This window comes from Thermoactinospora rubra (genome assembly GCF_002093975.1).
Classification (GTDB): Bacteria; Actinomycetota; Actinomycetes; order Streptosporangiales; family Streptosporangiaceae; genus Nonomuraea; species Nonomuraea rubra_A.
On the sequence record NZ_KZ084326.1, the window covers coordinates 1 to 18,985 of the forward strand.

At 67.4% G+C, this 18,985-nt stretch carries 16 protein-coding genes and 4 pseudogenes; 12 read left to right on the plus strand and 8 right to left on the minus strand.

Annotation, left to right across the window (positions count from 1 at the left end; genetic code table 11):
- Positions 1-17: 17 nt before the first annotated feature.
- On the minus strand, positions 18-1,244 hold the full coding sequence (locus BSB02_RS04275) for a hypothetical protein (protein WP_084957019.1): 1,227 nt from the start codon (positions 1,242-1,244) through the stop codon (positions 18-20).
- Positions 1,245-1,709: 465 nt separating this feature from the next.
- Complete coding sequence (locus BSB02_RS04280) at positions 1,710-1,910, minus strand: TM2 domain-containing protein (RefSeq protein ID WP_084957021.1); 201 nt, start codon at positions 1,908-1,910, stop codon at positions 1,710-1,712.
- A gap of 322 nt (positions 1,911-2,232) precedes the next feature.
- Here BSB02_RS04280 and BSB02_RS04285 point away from each other — a divergent pair, with 322 nt between their 5' ends.
- Together BSB02_RS04285 and BSB02_RS04290 are read left to right on the plus strand one after the other, a co-directional pair.
- Complete coding sequence (locus tag BSB02_RS04285) at positions 2,233-4,014, plus strand: ATP-binding protein (protein WP_158088550.1); 1,782 nt, start codon at positions 2,233-2,235, stop codon at positions 4,012-4,014.
- A gap of 11 nt (positions 4,015-4,025) precedes the next feature.
- Positions 4,026-5,141, plus strand: a complete 1,116-nt coding sequence (locus BSB02_RS04290; protein WP_158088551.1) for a helix-turn-helix transcriptional regulator — start codon at positions 4,026-4,028, stop codon at positions 5,139-5,141.
- A gap of 263 nt (positions 5,142-5,404) precedes the next feature.
- Here BSB02_RS04290 and BSB02_RS04295 read toward each other — a convergent pair.
- Positions 5,405-5,722, minus strand: a pseudogene (locus tag BSB02_RS04295) (transposase); the annotation flags it as partial.
- A gap of 116 nt (positions 5,723-5,838) precedes the next feature.
- Here BSB02_RS04295 and BSB02_RS39325 point away from each other — a divergent pair.
- Positions 5,839-5,944, plus strand: a pseudogene (locus BSB02_RS39325) (transposase); the annotation flags it as partial.
- An 86-nt stretch (positions 5,945-6,030) separates the two neighbouring features.
- Here the strand turns inward: BSB02_RS39325 and BSB02_RS04300 are convergent.
- On the minus strand, positions 6,031-7,761 hold the full coding sequence (locus BSB02_RS04300; RefSeq protein ID WP_158088552.1) for a GH25 family lysozyme: 1,731 nt from the start codon (positions 7,759-7,761) through the stop codon (positions 6,031-6,033).
- A 632-nt stretch (positions 7,762-8,393) separates the two neighbouring features.
- Between BSB02_RS04300 and BSB02_RS41225 the strand changes: the two genes are divergently transcribed.
- The 4 genes and pseudogenes from BSB02_RS41225 to BSB02_RS41940 all read left to right on the plus strand — a co-directional run.
- The gene (locus BSB02_RS41225; protein ID WP_206184502.1) at positions 8,394-8,675 is read left to right on the plus strand and encodes a helix-turn-helix domain-containing protein; all 282 of its coding nucleotides are present in this window, start codon (positions 8,394-8,396) and stop codon (positions 8,673-8,675) included.
- A 21-nt stretch (positions 8,676-8,696) separates the two neighbouring features.
- Positions 8,697-8,939: pseudogene (locus BSB02_RS41230) on the plus strand (helix-turn-helix domain-containing protein); the annotation flags it as partial.
- A 263-nt stretch (positions 8,940-9,202) separates the two neighbouring features.
- Positions 9,203-9,502 (plus strand): transposase, encoded by a 300-nt coding sequence (locus BSB02_RS41235; protein WP_206184504.1) that lies wholly within the window; start codon positions 9,203-9,205, stop codon positions 9,500-9,502.
- A gap of 860 nt (positions 9,503-10,362) precedes the next feature.
- Positions 10,363-10,992: pseudogene (locus tag BSB02_RS41940) on the plus strand (ISL3 family transposase); the annotation flags it as partial.
- Between the two features lie 497 nt (positions 10,993-11,489).
- Here BSB02_RS41940 and BSB02_RS04325 read toward each other — a convergent pair.
- Positions 11,490-12,452 carry a helix-turn-helix transcriptional regulator gene (locus tag BSB02_RS04325; RefSeq protein WP_084957037.1) on the minus strand — a complete coding sequence of 321 codons (963 nt, stop codon included), beginning with the start codon at positions 12,450-12,452 and terminating at the stop codon, positions 11,490-11,492.
- A 61-nt stretch (positions 12,453-12,513) separates the two neighbouring features.
- On the opposite strand from BSB02_RS04325, the gene BSB02_RS04330 reads away from it, so the two are divergent.
- Positions 12,514-13,626, plus strand: coding sequence for an epoxide hydrolase family protein (locus tag BSB02_RS04330; RefSeq protein ID WP_084957039.1), 1,113 nt, complete (start codon positions 12,514-12,516; stop codon positions 13,624-13,626).
- A gap of 293 nt (positions 13,627-13,919) precedes the next feature.
- Positions 13,920-14,558: a DUF6461 domain-containing protein gene (locus BSB02_RS04335; protein WP_084957040.1), complete on the plus strand. Its 639-nt coding sequence runs from the start codon at positions 13,920-13,922 to the stop codon at positions 14,556-14,558.
- Between the two features lie 253 nt (positions 14,559-14,811).
- Here BSB02_RS04335 and BSB02_RS04340 read toward each other — a convergent pair whose 3' ends face one another.
- Entirely contained in the window at positions 14,812-15,384 is a 573-nt protein-coding gene (locus BSB02_RS04340) for a mycothiol transferase (protein WP_084957042.1), read from the minus strand.
- Positions 15,385-15,490: 106 nt separating this feature from the next.
- On the opposite strand from BSB02_RS04340, the gene BSB02_RS04345 reads away from it, so the two are divergent.
- A complete protein-coding gene (locus BSB02_RS04345; protein ID WP_084957044.1) occupies positions 15,491-16,084 on the plus strand; it encodes a gamma carbonic anhydrase family protein in 594 nt (197 codons plus the stop codon).
- A gap of 88 nt (positions 16,085-16,172) precedes the next feature.
- On the opposite strand, the gene BSB02_RS04350 is transcribed toward BSB02_RS04345, so the two are convergent.
- Positions 16,173-16,643, minus strand: coding sequence for a MarR family transcriptional regulator (locus tag BSB02_RS04350; RefSeq protein ID WP_084957046.1), 471 nt, complete (start codon positions 16,641-16,643; stop codon positions 16,173-16,175).
- 72 nt (positions 16,644-16,715) lie between these two features.
- On the opposite strand from BSB02_RS04350, the gene BSB02_RS04355 reads away from it, so the two are divergent.
- Together BSB02_RS04355 and BSB02_RS04360 are read left to right on the plus strand one after the other, a co-directional pair.
- The gene (locus BSB02_RS04355) at positions 16,716-17,384 is read left to right on the plus strand and encodes a hypothetical protein (RefSeq protein WP_084957048.1); all 669 of its coding nucleotides are present in this window, start codon (positions 16,716-16,718) and stop codon (positions 17,382-17,384) included.
- A 75-nt stretch (positions 17,385-17,459) separates the two neighbouring features.
- The gene (locus BSB02_RS04360) at positions 17,460-17,924 is read left to right on the plus strand and encodes a hypothetical protein (protein WP_084957050.1); all 465 of its coding nucleotides are present in this window, start codon (positions 17,460-17,462) and stop codon (positions 17,922-17,924) included.
- Between the two features lie 24 nt (positions 17,925-17,948).
- Here the strand turns inward: BSB02_RS04360 and BSB02_RS04365 are convergent, their stop codons facing one another.
- A complete protein-coding gene (locus BSB02_RS04365; protein WP_084957052.1) occupies positions 17,949-18,899 on the minus strand; it encodes a hypothetical protein in 951 nt (316 codons plus the stop codon).
- Positions 18,900-18,985 lie beyond the last annotated feature (86 nt).

Here is an 18,985-nt window from a genome sequence, read left to right on the forward strand (position 1 = left end):
CTGAAACCCATCAAGATCTAGTTACACCCTTTTCTTGACACTCCCTCCCAATGGACGCCCTCCTCGAACAGGTCGGGATGGGCGTTGCCGGTTCCTTGGTCGAGGAGCTTGTGGATCTGCTCGGCCAGATACTCGTCGGTTTCGTCGAGCAGGTTCTCCTCCAGGAGGAAATCCAGGTTGTAGCGCAAGGCATAGTTCAACGCGTGCGCCCGGAAACCGGGCTCGTCGTGCAGGAAGTACGGACGCAACCGGTCCACGGCGTCGAGATCCCCGTACGCGAGCGCGGTCGCGATCTCCAGCTTGCCGAGGATCTGCGGAGGATCGTCCTCGACCGCCAGTTCCTGCTCCCACAACTCCAACGGGCGGAAGTCGAAGCCGATCAGGGCGCCCGCCACGTCCACCGGCAGGTCAGGGGGGAACGTGGAGCCGAACTCGGCGTTGATCGCCTCGATGACCGACGGGTTCGGGTTGGGCCGATAACGCGCCTCAGCGACGAAGAACAAGCCGGCGTGCGCCTCGATGCTCAAGTAGGAGCCGGAGGCCGCAGTGCGCCAGGTCATTGACGGTACTCCCGGCCGCTGCCGGTGGAACTCCCGCGCTGCGCCGACGAGGGCGATCGGCGAGACGAATTCGTCGGGGTAGGGGTCATCGGTGACCCAACTTCCCCAGGAGTACACGTTGGTGAAGACGTTCATGGTGTAGTAACGGTCCAGCTCGAGACCATCGATCGGCACGAATTCGCCGCTGTAGACATTCGGCACACTGATCTCGTCGGCGTATCCCATGAAACCCCGTGACGTCCTGGGCAGGGTGACGCGCGTGGGGGCAGGAGTGGGGAAGAGCCCGCCGAGCGCTTTGCGCATGCCCTCTGCGGTGCCCTCGGCTGGGATCCACAGGAACGTGGGATAACGGTCCGACACTGCGAGCAGCAGCCGGGCCGGTTCGCGAGTGTCCACGAACCAGGCCGCCTCATCCTCGAAGCCGCCCTTGCTCGCATAGCGAGGCCCCGACGCCACGCGCACCATGTGCGGACGATGTTCGTGGATGTGCGCCAGTGTGGCCTCCGAGTGCATGATGCCATCGAAAAGGGAGACCTCCTCGGCTGCCTCTTCTCGGATGGCATCGGCGTCCAGCCATTGCACGCCGAGCGCGCGCGAGCCGGGATCGGCGCGCAGCAGCTCAAGCCAGTTCGGCGGGCTCTCCGTCAGTCGGGCAGCGGCGCCATCGGCTTTGAAAATCTTCATACTGTCCTCCCGTGCCTGATTTCACAACACATGAGTCAGATTTCCGGCCGGGAATCCCGGCCGAGGTCTCCCCATTCCCTTGCCCATCCCCATCAGCAGAAGGAAGCGCCATCCGGGCCCCTGGAATCCCGCAACCGCACATCCCCGACCTCCATGATCACCAATATTACTGGTGGAGCCGAATTCGAAGACCTGCTATCGCGTGGTGCTTGATGCTGTTCAGCAGAGAGACGGCCGACATCACACCGGCCGCCAGTATGGGCAAGTCCGAGTCGACCGCTGCACATGGGGTGGCTATGGCCGCTGAGCCGTTCAGCGGCCATAGCCACTGAGGGTTCCTGTCGGTGAGGTGAGCCCAGGCCCCTGAATCGGCGTGGATGCACTCGGGCGGCCGGCGCGAAAGGACCTCAGCCGGGTTAGTGCTGCGACGCAGTCCGACAACCACGCTTTGTCGCTCCGGCTTCACTAAGCGAGGGGTCGTCCCTGCTTGTCACGGAACCTTCCCGCGAGAATGATGACGAAGTCGACAAGCGCCCATATGCCGAAACCGCCCGCTGTAACGAGCTGAAGGATGCCGGTCCCTATCTTTCCGACGTAAAATCTGTGGACACCCAGCACGCCCAGAAAAAGACATAGCAACGCAGCCGTAACTTTTGATTTTTCCATCAACCCCTCCGCTGAAGAGGATCTTGCCTGGCAGGTACTGTGGATTTCAGTGCGCGGCGCCGTTGAGGCAGACAAAGCCCTGAAAAAGGTTCCCCTGAATGCCTGCGAAAGAAAACTCAGACAACGCTGCGAATTCGAGTCAGAGCATTACAGACTCGTCCCACCGTCCGCAATGGTCCTTAGGTATACCTTATGTGGCCTGCCGTTCACTGGAAGGGTCGTGGCGGAGTGGCGGAGTGGCGGAGTGGCGGTGGAAGTCAGTCATGAGTCGCGCTAAGTACAGGAGTTGAGGCCCGGGCGGTCCACAGGCGACCATGGACGGGTGAACCGTAGTCGGGGCGGCAAGACATACATCCGGCGCCACGCCGAAAGTGCGTGGCTCCGTGCCATATTCGAGGAAGTCAGAGGCGCTGGACCTCGCGTCGTGTTCGTTGATGGCGAGGCCGGCGTAGGCAAGACCGCACTTGTGAAGGAGTTCACCGCCGAGGCGATCGAACTGGGTGCCACGGTGCTGATCGGTGCGTGTGTCGAATTGGCCGCGGAAGACATCCCGCTCGCTCCGATCATCGCCGCACTCCGGGGCCCAGGCCGCGACCGGCAGGCTGCCGCAGGCGAATTTGCCGAGGTCCTCGGGTACCTCCTGCCTCAGCAGGGAGGGGAGTTCGATCCCCGTGACCTGCCGAGCCAGGCTCGGCTGTTCCAATCGCTTCTCGCCACGTTCGAGCGGGCAGCGGAGGCTCGACCCCTGATCTTGGTACTGGAAGATCTCCACTGGGCCGATAGGTCGACGCTCAATCTTCTCGACATGCTGGCGCGAGGCTTGGACGAGGTGCCAATTCTGGTGATCGGCACCTTTTGCGCAGATGAGGTACAACGGCGTCATCCTCTGCGCGCGCTACTGGCCGAACTCGATCGGCTCGAGGTCGTCAACCGGCTCAGGCTCGGCCGATTCTCCGAAGCACAGACCGGCGAACTCGTCTCTGCGCTGCTCGGCGAGCGTTCAACGCCTCGGCTGATCAAGGAGATATTCGAACGCACCGGCGGCAACGCGTTCTTTGTCGAGGAGTTGGCTCGCGCGGTGCGTGCCGGATCCGCCGCGGGGCTTGCTGAGCGGCTCCAGGACCTGCTGCTCGCTCGGGTGGAGCGGATGTCCGAGTCGGCCCGCAACGTGGTTTCCCTTGTGGCGATCGCCGGGCGGCGGGTCCCGCACGAGGCGCTCTCCGCCGCCTTCGACGAGCCCTCTGACATCCTGCTCAAGGCGGTGCGTGAAGCGGTGGACGCCTACGTGCTGGAACCAGAAGAGGATGGCTATGCCTTCAGGCACGAGCTCGTCAGAGAAGCGGTTGCCGGCAACCTCCTTCCAGGCGAACGGCTGCTCCTGCACAGGGCTTACGCCGAGGCCCTCGAGGCTCGACCAGACCTCCTGCCCGCCGAGCGGCTGGCAGCCGACCTCGCACACCACTGGCTGGGTGCCGACCAGCCGGCCAAGGCGCTCCCCGCCTTGCTGAATGCGGCGGCAGCAGCCGAAAGGGCGCACGCGTTCGCCGAGCAGTACCAATTGCTGAGGCGCGTCCTGGACATATGGCCGCGTTTACCTTCGCCACAGGTCGATCGGCTTGCCGTACTGGACCGCTTGATCTTCTCCGCGCGGCACTCCGGCAACCAGCAACGCGCGCTGGAACACATCGAACAAGCCCTGGCGGAGGCATCCTCACAAGATCGGCCGGATCGTGCGGCGACCCTGCTCACGCAGCGCGCCAGGATCCTGCTCAACATGGGTCTGACAGGCGCCCTGCCGGTCATGGAGGAGGCCGCGGTACTCGTCCCCCCACTGCCTGGCGCGAGCGCGCGACCGTGCTCGACACGCTCGGCGCCACACTGGCCCTCCACGGCGAAGCCCAGCGCGCCAAGAGCGTGGCAGAGGAGGCGCTCGAAGCTGCGCTCAAGTCCGGTGCTCACGACCGGATCTTCTCGGCGCGGACGACCCTGGCTGTGGCTCATGCTCAGCTTGGCGCCTTTGATCGCGCGCTGTCGGAGATGCATGAAGTGCGCAAGGCAGCCACAGCTGAGGGTGATCTGCTCTCGCTCGCTCGTCTCTCCTTGAATCATGCATGGTTGCTTCACGCGATCGGCCGATATGACGAGGCGATCTCCGTGGCCGAACCCGGGAGAGACGTCCTACACAAGGCAGGGCTCTCGGCGACGCTGGGATGCCAGCTCCTGGCGACGTTGAGCGAGTCGCTCTTCGCGTTGGGCCGTTGGGACGAGGCGGAAGCGCGCGTCGAGGAAGCTCGGGAACACCAGCCGACGGGCGTGTTCGCAGCTTACGGACAGTTGATCGCGGGACAGCTGGCCGCCGCTCGCGGCGATCTTGCACGGGCACATGAGTGTCTACGGCAGGCCCCAAATGTCATCGAGAGCCGTCTCGGCGTTGCCCAGCTTGTCCTCCCGTACGCACTTCTGTCAGCCGAACTCGCCTTGGCGGAGCGCCGCTTCGACGATGTGATCGCCGTTACCATCAGCGGCCTCCAGGTGCCAGGCGGCCACGGCGATGCGTCGTATTCATGGGCCCTGCTGACCACTGGTGCCAGAGCGCTCGGGCTCGTGCACAACCGTGCCAGAACGTTCGGCGAGTCCTTCGATGATCAGGAGCTACGGGCAGCACTCACCCTTGCTGCAGAATCCCTCCCCACTAGCGCGCCTCCCTGGCACGCCCACGCCACGCAGTTCGTAGCGGAATTGGATTCGCTGGATCGTCCAAGCCTTCAATGGAGGGACGTCGTCGAAGCGTGGGACTCGGCAGGTGAGCCCTACCGGATGGCCTACGCACGACTACGGCTGGCTGAGGCAGAGCTCGACCGGCGGAACAAGAAAGCAGGCCGGCAAGTGCTGTGGGCGGCTGACGAACTGGCGACCCGCCTTGGCGCTGGACGGCTACGTGACGAAATAGCACATCTCGCGCACCGAGCTCGTCTCGACCTTGCCGCACGACCGGCGCCTCCTCCTCCGGTCACCGAGTTGCGACGCCTGGGCCTGACCAACCGTGAAGCCGAAGTGCTGAAGCTGCTGACCCGCGGATTCTCGAACCGTCAGATCGCGACTGAGCTGTTCATCACGGTGAAGACGGTGAGCGTCCATGTGTCGCGTATCTTGATGAAGCTTCATGCCCCAAGCCGCAGCGCAGCCGCAGCGACTGCCCACCGGTTGCGGCTCTTCCCCGAAGAGGATTGAGTCCGCGTGCTCATCTTCAGGGTCGTCCGTTTCCCTCCCTGCCAAACAGACCGAGGTAATGAACAGGCATGAGACTCTGTGCTGAGGGTGGGAAGGAGACATCCCTTCATGGGGCAAGCAAGCCGGATCCGGACATCCCTGACCCTCAGGTACGCGAGCGAGGCGTTCACGGGTGTTGGAGGTCGGTGCGGTGATTCGGTGTAGTGGTGGGTGGAGGCAGGCCGTTGTCAGTGGCCGGCCGTAGTCTGGCGTGATGATCCCTACCCGCGGCGGGACCGGATCGGCGGGATACTGCCCACCAGCGGTTCCAGCGCCAGGCTTGTCGCGCACCGCGACCAGTCCGGCTCGCCTCGGGCGCCGAGCTCGTCCAGCAGGATCCGGTACAGCTTGGCCCACACCCTGGCGGCGCTCCACTCGGGGAAGCGGCGATGCACCGTCTGGCAGGAGGCGCCGAAGACCGGCGGCACCTGCCGCCAGGCGCACCCGGTGGTGGCCACGTACACGACGGCCGCCAGGATGGTGAAATCGTCCACCCGCCGTCGTCTGCCACCCTGGGGCCGTGTCGGCGCCGGCGGGATCACCCGTCAGGGGCACCCGCCGACCACTTACGGCTTATAGGAAGGAAGCTGGGCCTCGGTCTGCATCCGAAGACTTCCGGCCCGCCGATCGTGGCCCAGCTTCCTGATCTGCTTCTGCGGCAGTGAAGTTGTGGGAGGACGCTTGGGCCGAGTTCGTGCCCTTCCTCAACTTCGACACCGAGATCCGCCGGGTGATCTGCTCGGCCAACGCCATCGAGCGCCATCACCTTCGACGGCCGCCTGACCCCGACCACCCGTCAGTCAAACAAAGATCGAGATACACCACTCACTGGACATACCCGTGGCGCGCCTCATGGGTTGCCGAAGTTTGTCCAGTCGTTCCAGCGGCCGCTGGGGGTGGTCTGCCAGATGTGCATGATGCCGGTGTTGTGCTTGCCGAACAGATGCCAGCGGCCGTCGGGCAGTTGTGCGGCTTCCAGGTCGTAGGCGCCGCCGCCCCACCATTCCCAGCCGTACCAGGTCGAGGCCGGGGCCGGGGCGCTCTGCGCGCGATGCCGGATCTCCTCGGCATGGGCGGCGACGATGTCGAGCCGGCCGTCGGGATTGGTCATGACGGCGAGTTTGGCTTTGCCGGGCCCGCCGAAGTCGGTCCAGGTGTTCCAGCGGCCGCTGGGGGTGATCTGCCAGATGTGCATGATGCCGGTGTTGTGGGAGCCGAACAGTTCCCAGCGGCCGTCGGGCAGTTGTGCGGCTTCCAGGTCGTAGGCGCCGCCGCCCCACCATTCCCAGCCGTACCAGGTCGAGGCCGGGGCCGGGGCGCTCTGCGCGCGGTGGGAGATGACTCCCTCGTTGGCGGCGACGATGTCGAGCCGGCCGTCGGGGTTGGTCATGACCTCCAACGTGGCGCGACCGGGGCCGCCGAAGTCGGTCCAGGTGTTCCAGCGGCCGCTGGGGGTGATCTGCCAGATGTGCATGATGCCGGTGTTGTGGGAGCCGAACAGTTCCCAGCGGCCGTCGGGCAGTTGTGCGGCTTCCAGGTCGTAGGCGCCGCCGCCCCACCATTCCCAGCCGTACCAGGTCGAGGCCGGGGCCGGGGCGCTCTGCGCGCGGTGCCAGATCTCGTTGGCGTTGGCCGCGATGATGTCGAACCGGCCATCGGGGTTGCGCATGGCCACCAGCGTCGCGTGTGCCGGACCGCCGAAGGCCCGCCACTCCGACCAGCCGCCGCCCACCGCTACCTGATACCGGTGCCACACCTGCTCGGGCCCGGCCCAGAACATCTCCAACCGGCCATCGGCAGTCGACACCACCGCCAACTCATCCCGCACCGGCTTCCACGGCTCAGGGCCCGATCCGCCGGGCATGGCAAGTCTCTGCAGATCGGAGAGCGTGCCTCGAAAGCGGTTCACGTCAACATTGCCGACAACCCCAGGAACGCTCCCCGCGTCCGTGTACTGCCAGAACGTGTAGCTGCCCCACCCTCCAGGGATGCGCGGTGCGCCCGTCGTGTAGTGGGCAAGCCATAGCGGGTAGCGGGTGAATTCTCTGGTGTTCGCCATGCTGCTCTCCCAGAAGCCTGGGCTGGTATAGAGCACAGGAACTCTGCCCGTGAGGCGCTCGACCTCGTTGAGGAAATCACGGGTCCATGCGATCAATGCCACAGGAGGAAGGCCCCCATTGTTCTCCATGTCCAGTGCCGGCGGAAGGTCGCCGGCCTGGCGGTGAGTGCCTGCATAGGCAACGAAGTGCTGTGCCTCCCGAATCGCGTCATTTGCCGACGCGTCGGGCCTGGCGAAGTGATAGGCCCCCCGGACCAGCGCCGCAGCCTTGGCTCCTGCATAATTCCTGCCGTACGTGGGATCGGAGTATGCATTTCCGTCGGTAGCCTTGATGAAGGCGAAAGACTTGCCACTGTTTCGTACTTGATTCCAGTCGATCACACCTCGATCCGCTTGGTGGTGCGAGACATCGATTCCAGTGACGGTGTCAGCCGACGCGATTCGAGGGGAGATCCATAAAGCCCCGATCGCCATGACAAGACTGATCAGCGTGACGCTGATTCGCTTAAGCGGTAAACCCATGATCGAGTCTCCTTGGGTTTGTCGACTCATCCCTACAGGCGCGATGGTCCCCGATCCGACGCGCGATTTCTCCCCCGCATAGATCCACCTTTTCAAGTGCGGACAATCAATGCCCGCCGGGGCATGATGTCTGCCACAAACAAGCCGAATATGCCGGCGGAGGCAGGCTTGCTCGACAGGTGCCACTCCCGGAACCGCCAGAAAAGAAAGGGAAAGCCAGTCACGCCGCATTGGCGTCCGAGTCAGGCGTCTGCGCCATAATCGTTCCGTCGCAGGAGCCATCCGTGGGCGTTCACGGCAGACGCAAAGATGCTCCGGATGCGCACCGGCGCTTCGCCAGGCAATTGAGATGTGCCGTCACTGGTAATCTTGAGCTGCTCTGCACCTTCGCGACGTGTCCCTGTTGAACCGAAGCCCCAGATGCATTATCGATGCAAACACACGATGTTCTGCCTTTGACCTCCGATGAGGGTTCCAGGGGACTATGGCCAATCCTCGCGGGCTCCGGTCACTCCGGCAAGTGAACGAAAGTGGAAGGTCGAGTCCATGCATACCGAGTACAGAGGTTGAAAGTCTGAGGTAACGCGGCGTGGTTGCGTGCTCTTGGCGGGGTTCGGGAGTATGCCGGTGGGATGCGTTATCCGGATGGTGGTGGTCTGACCCCGGCCGCGCGAGCCAAGCGTGAACAGGTCCGCTTGGAGGCTGCCGGGTTATTCGCCGCGGGCATGTCGCCGCCCCAGGTGGCCAGGAAGCTGCGCGTCTCACGCAAGTCGGCCTATGTCTGGCACAAGGCCTGGCGCACGGCAGGGGCCCAGGCACTGGCCTCGAAAGGGCCGGGTGGGCAGCGCTGCCGGCTCAGCGATGCGCAGGTGGAGCAGTTGGAGGCCGCCTTGGACGCCGGTCCGGCCGTGTAGGGGTGGAGTGAGGATCAGCGGTGGACCCTGGCACGAGTCACGGTGCTGGTCGGCAGGTTGTTCCACGTCGCCTACACCCCGCGCGGGATCTCCTATCTGCTGCATCGGCTGGGCTGGAGCCCGCAGGTCCCCCAGCGCCGCGCCGCCGAACGTGACGAAGAGGCGATCGCCACCTGGGTGAAGGACACCTGGCCGCTGGCGGAACAACGGCGCGGGATCAGGACGCGTGGATCTGCTTTGCCGACGAAGCAGGACAATCGCTGAGGCCGCCCCAGGCCCGCACCTGGTCCCGCCGTGGATGCACCCCGACCGTCTCCAGCAAGGGCTCCGGACGCGTCAACCTGGCCGGGCTGATCTGCCGCAAGCCGGGGCAGCGGACCCGGCTGATCTACCGCATGATGATCTACCGGCGTCGCAAGAACCAGCGCAAAGGGTTCACCGATACGGCAGCCGTAGATCGTGATCCCCATGGCGTTGCCGCTGGTCGTGCGCCGTGACGCGAAGAGCCGCCGCGATCATGTCGAGGTGTGAATCAAGATCAGGCCGCAGCGGCTCGTGCCGTCACCGTAGCGCATGCCGAGCATGCCGCTCTACAACAGGAACTACTGGCCCGGGTGGCCCGGTGCTTCCCCCGTCGCGAGAGCCGCGCCACCTGCGGGCAGAGGCCGGCCGGGCTGCTGATGGAGCTGGAGAACAAGAACTGCTGGACGCTGGCCGAGGCGGTGGGACATTCCACCCCTGACCGGCTGCAGCACTTCCTGGCCCGGGCCTGCTGGGACGAGCAGCAGGTGATGGCCCAAGCCGCCCGATGGGGGTCTTCTCATTGAACCGGGGTGGCGCTGTCGGTTGATCGCTCTGTGTGACTGTGTCAGGTCACGCTGCGTCAGCATGAGCGGGGAAGCGAGAAACGCCCGCGAACTCTAAGATCACGATCTTGTCTAGGGAAAGTGATCGAACGAGAAACACGGGCGCGTGGATCAACATACCGGATCGGATCTGCTGGGCTTGATCGGCCTGGAGGTCTTCGAGGTGGACACTGACCCCGACGGCAGGCGGCGGGTGCACGTGCTGCCCGCGGGGACGGGCGGGCGGATCTGCCCGGACTGTCGAGTCATGGCTGTTCGGCCCAAGCAGTGGACGACCTCGATGCTCACGCATGTGCCGCTGGGAGCGGACCTGCTCACGCTGGTGGTGCACAAACGCCGCTGGTACTGCGACGTGCCCTGGTGCACGCGCGGGTCGTTCACCGAACAGATCCCGTACGCGGGCCGTGGCGAGAAGATCAGCTTGCCGGCACGCCGGCTGGCCGCCACCGCGATCGGGGACCAGCTGCGGCCGGTGGCCGAGGTCGCCGCCACAGGCGGCATGTCGTGGAGTTCGGCACACGCGGCGTTCGCCCAGCTCGCTGATGCCGCCCTGGCCGCCCCACCGGCCCCGGTGGCCGTGCTGGGGATCGATGAGACCCGCCGGGGCAAGCCACGCTGGAAGCGTGATGCCGACGGCACAACCGTGCACCTGGCCGGCACCTGGCACACCGGGTTCATCGACATCAGCGGCACCCAGGGGCTGCTCGGCCAGGTCGAGGGCCGCTCCGCCGACGATGTGATCGCCTGGCTGAACGCCCAGCCGACAGCCTGGCGCCGGCGCATCGAGGTCGTCGCGACTGACGTGAGCACCCTCCTACGCCGCCGCCGTCCGCCAGGCGCTTCCGCACGCGCGCCTGGTAGTCGATCCCTTCCACGTCGTGCAGGCCGCCACCAAGATGGTCTCGGTGGTGCGATGCCGGGCCATCTTCGCCCGATACGGCAGGCGCGGTCGTTCTGGAGATCCGGAATACGGCATGTGCCGCACCCTGCTGCGCAACCGCGAGGACCTGCACCCCGACCGGCTCGCCGCGATGTGGAACACCTTCCTCGACGCCGGCGTGCACGGCGAAGACGTCCTGGCCGCCTGGATCGCCAAGGAAGAGCTCCGCATGCTGTTCACCGCCACCTGCGCCGGCCAGGTACGCGACCGGCTGCATGCGTTCTTCTCCTGGTGCGCCACCCACGATCACATTCCTGAGCTGGTCACCCTCGCCGAGACCATCAGCCGCTGGCGCGAGGAGATCGCCGCCGCGATCGGGGTAGAGCAGGTTCTCGGGGGCGTCGCCGTTGGGCACGCTGGGGTCAGGTATGGCCAGAGCTGGCACCTCGACGACGACCCGCCATTCGTCGGGACCGCATTGATTCAGGACGGTATTGATTCAGGACGGTGCCCGGTAGCCACGGCCACGAGTCGCGGTCGTCGTTCTGGTCATCGTGTAGGGAATATCTGACGAGGACGGGTGTCCTCGGGGAAACGCCCGTCATTGTCGTCAGTAAGGTACTCGTTGATCATGGGTTCCTCTCCCACCCGGGAGGAGCCACGGGAGCCAATTTTGGGAGCCACCACCTTGCGGCACCCTCAGACTGCCTGCGTCCTCCCCGGAGTGTTTTGTAAGGTGAGAGGCACCCGATCGACTCGGATCGACATCCTCAGACTTCCCGGAGTTCCTTCGCATCGAAGGGGTCAGGGGTTCAAATCCCCTTATCTCCACCAAGGCCGTTCTTGAGACGGCCGGACTGATGCTGGCGGGATCCCGTCTGATCGTGGCGATCAGGCGCGATCTTGTCGTTTCCGGGGTTCCGAGTCGTGTTCGGGCGGCCGGCAGTATCACCGTCCGATCCCCGCGATCCCCCCAGCGCAGGCCGCTCCCGCCACGTCGGTCCCGACTTCGGCGGGTTCGTCGGCGGTCGGCATTCCAGTGTCTGCCGGGCGACAGTGCTCCATGGGTCATGGTGGCGGTGGGGTTACCGCCTCCATGAGGCGGATGGCGAGGGTGCGAATATGTTCGGCCAGCTCCGGTGGCTCGTGCACGGTGAACGGCGCCCCGATCAGCGCCACCCACAGGGCCAGTTCGTCGAGCGAGTTGGAGCCGCAGACCAGCGTGCACGTCCGCTCGTCGACGGCCTCGACCGCGCCCGTGGTGGGGGAGATGCGCTGGGCCACGGTCGCCGCGGGGGCGTGGACGGTGAAGCGGCCCCGGTAGCGATAGGGGGCGGTGGAGATCGCGTGCGAGGTGTATCCGGCGAGATCGGCGGGCGGGTCGCGGGGGACGAAGCGCGGGCCGTTGGGCGTGCGGAGGGTGAGCCGGTCGAGGCGGAAGGTGCGCCAGTCCGCGCGCTCGAGGTCGTAGGCGACCAGATACCAGCGGCGGCCGGTGGCCACCAGGCGGTACGGCTCGGCCCGGCGCGTGGTGCGGTCGCCGTCATGGGCCTGGTAGTCGAACCGCAGGGTTTCGTGGTTACGGCAGGCCGCCGCGATGGCGGTCAAGGTGCCGGGGTCGACCGTGGGCCCGTCGGCGGTCATCGGAACCGTCATCGACTGCAGTGCCTGGACGCGGTGGCGCAGCCGGGACGGCAGCACCCGCTCCAGCTTGGCCAGCGCCCGCATCGAGCTCTCCTCGATGCCGGTCACGCCGCCGCCCGCGGCGGTGCGCAACCCCACGGCGACCGCCACCGCCTCCTCGTCGTCCAGCAGCAACGGCGGCAGGTCGGATCCGGCGCCCAGCCGGTATCCGGCCACCCCCGCGACCGCGTGCACGGTGTAGCCGAGCTCACGCAACCGGTCGACGTCGCGGCGAACGGTGCGCGGCGTCACGCCGAGCCGATCTGCCAGCTCCGCGCCCGACCACGGGCGATAGGTCTGCAGCAACGCCAGCAGCCTGAGCAGGCGAGCCGAGGAATTTTCCGCCATGTCTTCACTGTCCGATCCACCTAGGACCGACTCTGTCCTAGGTGGATCATAGAGTCTTTTCATGAGCAACGAGATTCGCCTCTTCCACATCGATATCCCCCAGGCCGAGCTCGACGACCTGCGCGACCGGCTCAGCCGTACCCGCTGGCCCAGCGAGGTCGGCGGCCAGGGCTGGAGCCGCGGGGTTCCGCTCGGCTACCTCAAGGAGCTGGCCGCCTACTGGGCCGACGGCTACGACTGGCGGGCCTGGGAGGCGAGGCTGAACGCCTACCCGCAGTTCACCACCGAGATCGACGGGCAGAACATCCACTTCCTGCACGTCCGCTCCGGCAGGCCCGACGCCCTGCCGCTGATCCTCACCCACGGCTGGCCCGGCTCGATCGTGGAGTTCCTCGACCTGATCGAGCCGCTCTCGCAGGACTTCCACCTGGTCATCCCCTCGATCCCGGGTTTCGGTTTCTCCGGGCCGACCCGCGAGCCCGGCTGGACGACCCGGCGCATCGCCGGCGCCTGGGCCGAGCTCATGCGCAGGCTCGGCTACGACCGCTACGGCGCCCAGGGCGGTGACTTCGGCAGCGGCATCACGCGCGCGCTGGCCCTGATCGCTCCGGAGAACGTCGTCGCGGTGCACGTCAACGGCGGCACCACCTACCCCAGCGCGGCCGAGGACGACCCCACGCTCACCGAGCGCGAGCGGGCCAGGGTACGGCGGATGCGGGAGTTCATGAACGAAGCGGGTGGCTACATCGCCATCCAGTCCACCCGCCCGCAGACCCTCGCCTACGCGCTGACCGATTCCCCCGTCGGCCAGCTCGCCTGGATCGTCGACAAGATCAGGGACATGACCGACTTGGCCAAGGAGCTCCCGCACGAGGCGATCGACCGCGACCTGCTGCTCACCGACGTGACGATCTACTGGCTGACCGGTACGGCGGGCTCGTCGGCCGCCCTCTACTACGAGGACGGCCAGGCATGGGAGGAGCAGGCGACCTGCGACGTGCCGATGGCGATCGCGCTGTTCACCATCCAGGACATCGCGCTGCGCCGGGACGAGGAGAAGGTCAACAACGTCGTGCGCTGGTCCGACTTCGACCGTGGCGGCCACTTCGCCGCGATGGAGGCTCCCGATCTGCTGCTCGCCGACGTTCGGGAGTTCTTCGCCGCCTACAGATGAGCTCTCCAGGTGACCCACTGGCCAGGGAGTGGGGGCACGGTGCGGTGGCTGGCCAGGAGTTGACGGGATCCCGGCTGATCGTGGTGATCAGGCGGGATTTTGTCGTTTCAGGGGGTTCCGGGTGGTGTTCGTGCGGGTTCGGGCCCGTGGAGCGGATCCCTGGGAACGCTCGGGTGATGTCAGACCGGCGGCTGAGGAGATGTCAGCCACGGCGGCTAGATTGCGTGGGGACTCCAGCCGGCACCGGTGAGGTTGTAGGCGTCCGGGTCCGGCGCCGATCAAAGGGAGCCTGCGTGAACGCTGAACAGCCGCGGACCGTCGACCTGCGCGAGCACTACCGGCAGCTCATCCGCACCCGCGCGCTGGACGTGGCCATGTGCTGGACAGTGGTCGTCCCCGACAACGGAACGGCACTCTCCCTCGACCAGATCACCGCCCGCCTCAGCGGAGACGCCTCGCATCGTCTCCACGCCGCGGCGTCCCTCGGCGACCTCTGGCACTTCCTCAACGGAGGGGACTATCCCGTCCTCATCGACTGGTACGACTCGGCCACCGTCATCTTCGAATACGACTACCTCGGCGCCAGCCCCGCCGTGCTCCGGCGGCTCAGCCGGGAAGCCCGCGTCTACAGCGCCTGGTGGAACGTCAATGCCGTCAACCGGCTGAGCTTCGCCGCCGACGGCGAGCTCGTCCTGACGATCGACGCGCTCTTTCCCGGCAGCCCGGAACACTACCCCGGCATCAGCCGATGGCCAGAGCTGGAGGCGATGGAGGACTTCTTCGTCGAGTTCGAAGAACGCGGCGACGACTACGACTGGAGAGCGGCCTGGCTGGCACTCGTCGACCAGACCACAGGAGCAAAACTGACCAGCCAGTGGTTGGACCAAGAGCACCCGTGTGTAACGGTGAACACGGCCGACGCCACACGGTGAAGAAGTACCTGAAGCCAAAGAAGCGATCATGGCCGGCCGGGGAGGCGATCTCCTCAACCCCAGGCCAACCCCACTCGTGAACGCCCCACAAGGTCAAAGGACGGTTCCTGGTCCGGGACCGGCCTTTTTGATCTTCTGCGTGGCTATTGGGGCGGACAGAGATCGAGCAGGGCCAGGACGTACGCCGGCACACGCGGTCACAGATGCCACGCGCTGAAGGCACATCCCGAGATGCTCCCCGGCCGTCACTCGCTCAGGCGTGAGACCTCGCACGCCATCCAGGAGGAGGGTCCTCGCCCACCCGCCCGTCCACCGCCTCGCGGAGCAGGTCGGCATGCCCGGTGTGCCGGCCGTACTCCTCGATCAGGTCGCAGACCAGCCGGCGCAGGCTGGCACGTCGGCCGTCCGGCCACGAGACGTGGACGAGCTGGTCGAGCCCGCCGTCTGCCAGGGCGGCCCCGAGCCGTGCGCGTGACCGCTCGACGGCGCCGTCCCATAGCGCGTACAGCTGCTCGGGGGCGTCATCGGCGGCGGAGGTGAACGGCCAGTCCTCGTCGTCGGTGACCTGGCCGAAGGAGTCCCAGGGCGCGCCCATAGGCTCCCCGCGCATCTTGACGGTGAAGGTGTAGTCCTCCACGACGGCCAGGTGCTTGAGCAGGCCGCCGAGCGTCAGCGAGGAGGCGCCGACGCGGGTCTGCAGTCCGGCCGCGTCCAGGTCGTCGGCCTTCCACCGGAACGTCGTGCGAAGGCGGTCGAGCGCACCGACGAGGTGTTCGACCTCGGTGCCGGCGATGGGCGGTTCCCACGGGGTGTCGCTGTCGGTCATGGCGCCACCGTAGAGCTCGATCCGGACGGTTCCCGTCCGGATGATCGGAGGACTTGCGATCGCCGGGCATGGCCACGGCCCTGCCGCCCCGCGTTAGCCTCGGCGAATGGTGATCGAACATCGCGGTAAGCGGCCAATCATCCCCGAATCGGCCTACGTGGCCCCCTCCGCGGTCGTCTGCGGCGCCGTCGTCCTCGGCGAACGCGCCCGCGTCCTCCACGGCGCCGTGCTGACCGCCGAGAACGGGGAGGTGCGCGTCGGGGCGGACGTCGTGGTCATGGAGAACGCCCTGGTGCGCGGGCGCGCCGACCACCCGGCGGTGATCGGGGACGCGGTGCTGGTGGGACCGCACGCCCACGTGAACGGCGCGACGATCGAGGGCGAGGTGTTCCTCGCCACGGGCGTCTCGGTCTTCCCCGGCGCGGTCGCGGGCACCCGGTCGGAGCTGCGGATCAACAGCGTCCTGCACGTCAACTCCAGGCTCGCCCCGCAGACGGTGGTGCCGATCGGATGGATCGCGGCCGGAGACCCGGCGGAGCTGTTCTCGCCCGACCGCCACGAGGAGCTCTGGGAGGTCCAGCGCGGGCTGGACTTTCCTGGCACGGTGTACGGCGTGGCACGCGGCACGCCGATGCGCGAGATCATGGCGCGTCAGGTCGAGTTCTACGGCGCCCACCTGGACGACCGGCTGCTCGGCTGAGCCGGGCCGTTCCAGGGAGCATCAGGTGGAGTGCCGAGGCCGCTCCACCGGCGGAACGGCCCCGCAAGGCGCCGCTGTACGCCGACGCTTACGGACGCATCTCCAGTGCCCGCGCCAGCTGCCGCTCGTACAGCTCCCGTGACCGGCGCAGGAACCCCGCCAGCAGCTCGAGGTCCTCGCTGCTGTAGTCCTTCATGAGCGCCTCGCCCTCGGTGACGAACGGCCCGTACAGCTGCCAGCTGCGCTCGCGCGCGGTGTCGGTGATGTGGACCAGGACCTTGCGGCGGTCCGTCGGGTCGGGGGAGCGGGTCAGGTAGCCCATGCGCTCCAGCCGGTCGAGCATCGCGGTGACGCTGCCCGTGGTGAGTCCCAGCTCCGACCCCAGGCGGCTCGGGGTCAGCGCCTCGTGCTGGTTGAGCAGCTCGATGCATCGCAGGTCCGTGCGGTTGACGCCGAGCACCGACGCCGCCGCCTCGTCGTAGGCGTCCACGGCCGCCTGCATCGCCTGCATCTCGTCGGCGACGGCCTGGCGGAGCCGTTCCCAAGATTCCCTTGACATTCAATCCTCTCGACCATCAAGATAAATGTGTATCTTGAACATCAAGATACATGACATCCGAGAGGAATCGCCATGACCACGCTTGCCCCCACGACGCCCAACCGCCTGAAGCTCGCCCTGCTCATCGCCCCCCTCGCCGCCGGGCTCGGCGCGCTGGGCGGCCTGGCCGCCTCCTCGCCGGCCTTCGTCCTGGCCGGAGCCGCCGGGGGCCTGGTATGGACGGGCCTGGCCGTCTTGCTCGGGACCGGAATCGCGCGCCTGCGTGACCGCGTCCCCGCGATCGCCGACGCCACCGCCCTCGCCGCGGCGCTGGCGGTCATGCTGACCTTCGGCGCCGGGCTGGCCCAGCACCTGATGTACCCCTCGCCCGAGGCGTACCTGGGCCTGATGCGCTCTCCGGCCTCCGGCGGCGCGACCGGCCTGTACATGGCGGTCAACCCCCTGGCCGAATGGGTGCTCGTCCCCGCCGCCCTCGCCCTGTCGTGGCGCCGTGCCCGCCAGTGGCGGCTGGTCCTGGCCGCCGCCACGGTGTACTACCTCCAGCGCCTGGCGACCTACCTCTACTTCGCCCCGACCGTCCTGAGCTGGACCGAGGCCACGGGCGCCGTGCCGCCCTCCCAGGTCGGCCTGTGGCTCACCCTCGACCTGGCCAGGATGGCCCTCGACCTGACCGTGGTGGTCCTTCTCGCCGCCGCGGCCCTGCGGTCCGGCGTCCGGCACCACGCCGGCCGAAGCGCCTAGAAGGCAGGCGAGGTTCAAGTCCCCCGCAAGCGGCGTCGGCAGACTCGGTGCATGCACCCACCGAAGGAGCGGAAGATGAAGATACCGGCCATGCTGGGCGCCGCGGCGGCCCTCGTCACCCTCGCGGCCACGCCCCTCGCGGCCCACGCGGCGACGGCGGACTCCCCGTGGGGCCCCTACCGGGCCTCCGGCGGCGCCGCCGTGGTCAAGGGCACGCTCAAGGCGGTGGGTGAGGACCACGAGGTCATGCCCACCGCCGACACCGTGACCATCAAGGGCGTCCTCGCCGACCGCACCAAGTCGGACAAGAAGTGCGGCTGGGTCCTCATGGAGTTCGCGATCAAGGTCGGCAAGAACTACGAGTTCAAGCAGCGCCAGGTGCGGAACTGCTCCTACGACAAGCCGAAGAAGTTCACGTTCGTCTACCACGACGTCTACCAGGTCGGGCTGAAGGTGTGCGCCGAGCCCAAGGCGTCGGCCCCCTCGGCCTCGTGCCGGTACGGCGGCTCGTGGAAGATCATCTACAAGTCGCCGATCTGAGCCGAGCCGCTGTCGCCGGCTGGGTCAGCGCGGGTTGACGTAGACGCGGGGGCGCAGCGCGTGGGCCCGGAGGGCGGCGAGCGCGGCCAGCCGGCCGGTGGGCGTGAGCCGTACCGGATCGGTGGAGCGCAGCCCGAACGCGGCCAGCCGGTCGAGCAGGGCGGCCAGCGACTCCGAGTTCCCCGCCACCTCCTCCACCCGGGCACGCAGGTCCGCGAGCGCGTAGGAGGCGCCGTCGGCCAGCAGCAGCAGCGCCGCCTCGTCGGCGTCGGTGACGAGCAGCGAGCGGGTCACCGCCTCCCACCGCTGCTCCACGGGACCGCTCCCGGGCAGGGGCTGCGGCGGCACCGGCGCGTGCAGGCGCAGCTCGAACGGCTGGGCCAGCTCCCTGCGCGCCTCGCCGCGGCCCAGCACCCACCGGTTGAGCCGCTCGCCGTGGACGCGGTGCAGCCAGCTGTCGCCGCCCAGCTCGGCACGCGGCAGCGTGAGCCAGGAGCGGGTGAGCGCGACCCGGTCCACCGGCTGGCCCGACAGCATCGCCAGCTCCAGTGCCGCGGCGCAGGCCGCCTGCGCGCCGCGCTCCTCCGGGCCCATGATCATGCTCCAGCTCAGCTCGGGCACGTCCGGCGGGAGCACCCCGGCGGCCGCCAGCGCCTCCTGGTAGGCGGCGGTGCCGGCCTCCTCGCCGTGCTGCGCGTAGACGCGCAGGATCCGCCTGGTCGTCGCCGACTCGCACAGCGCCGCATAGCGGTCGAGCCCGCCCAGCCGCAGCAGCGCGCCCAGGGCCCGCGCCAGCCGTACCGGGTCGCCGTCGACCTTGAGCGGCAGCGTGCACCACAGGAACTCGCAGACGTCCAGCTGGGTCACCGACTCCAGCGGCTCGTCGCCGGTCAGCCACTCCGCGGCCGTCCTGGCGTCGTCGGCGAGGTCGGCGTCGAGCTGGAGCAGCAGCGCGGCGACGTCAGGTGCGGGCATGCCACGAAGTCTGCCGTATCGGCCGCGGCCGTGACGATGACCGAATCGAGTGCGTCTGGGGTCCTGCACGGCACCTACCCTAGGGA

Coding starts and splice junctions, on each gene's coding strand:
- BSB02_RS04275 (WP_084957019.1), bottom strand. CDS start 1,244: ATGAAGATTTTCAAAGCCGATGGCGCCGCTGCCCGACTGACGGAGAGC.
- BSB02_RS04280 (WP_084957021.1), bottom strand. CDS start 1,910: ATGGAAAAATCAAAAGTTACGGCTGCGTTGCTATGTCTTTTTCTGGGC.
- BSB02_RS04300 (WP_158088552.1), bottom strand. CDS start 7,761: ATGGGTTTACCGCTTAAGCGAATCAGCGTCACGCTGATCAGTCTTGTC.
- BSB02_RS41225 (WP_206184502.1), top strand. CDS start 8,394: ATGCGTTATCCGGATGGTGGTGGTCTGACCCCGGCCGCGCGAGCCAAG.
- BSB02_RS04325 (WP_084957037.1), bottom strand. CDS start 12,452: ATGGCGGAAAATTCCTCGGCTCGCCTGCTCAGGCTGCTGGCGTTGCTG.
- BSB02_RS04330 (WP_084957039.1), top strand. CDS start 12,514: ATGAGCAACGAGATTCGCCTCTTCCACATCGATATCCCCCAGGCCGAG.
- BSB02_RS04340 (WP_084957042.1), bottom strand. CDS start 15,384: ATGACCGACAGCGACACCCCGTGGGAACCGCCCATCGCCGGCACCGAG.
- BSB02_RS04345 (WP_084957044.1), top strand. CDS start 15,491: ATGGTGATCGAACATCGCGGTAAGCGGCCAATCATCCCCGAATCGGCC.
- BSB02_RS04350 (WP_084957046.1), bottom strand. CDS start 16,643: ATGTCAAGGGAATCTTGGGAACGGCTCCGCCAGGCCGTCGCCGACGAG.
- BSB02_RS04355 (WP_084957048.1), top strand. CDS start 16,716: ATGACCACGCTTGCCCCCACGACGCCCAACCGCCTGAAGCTCGCCCTG.
- BSB02_RS04360 (WP_084957050.1), top strand. CDS start 17,460: ATGAAGATACCGGCCATGCTGGGCGCCGCGGCGGCCCTCGTCACCCTC.
- BSB02_RS04365 (WP_084957052.1), bottom strand. CDS start 18,899: ATGCCCGCACCTGACGTCGCCGCGCTGCTGCTCCAGCTCGACGCCGAC.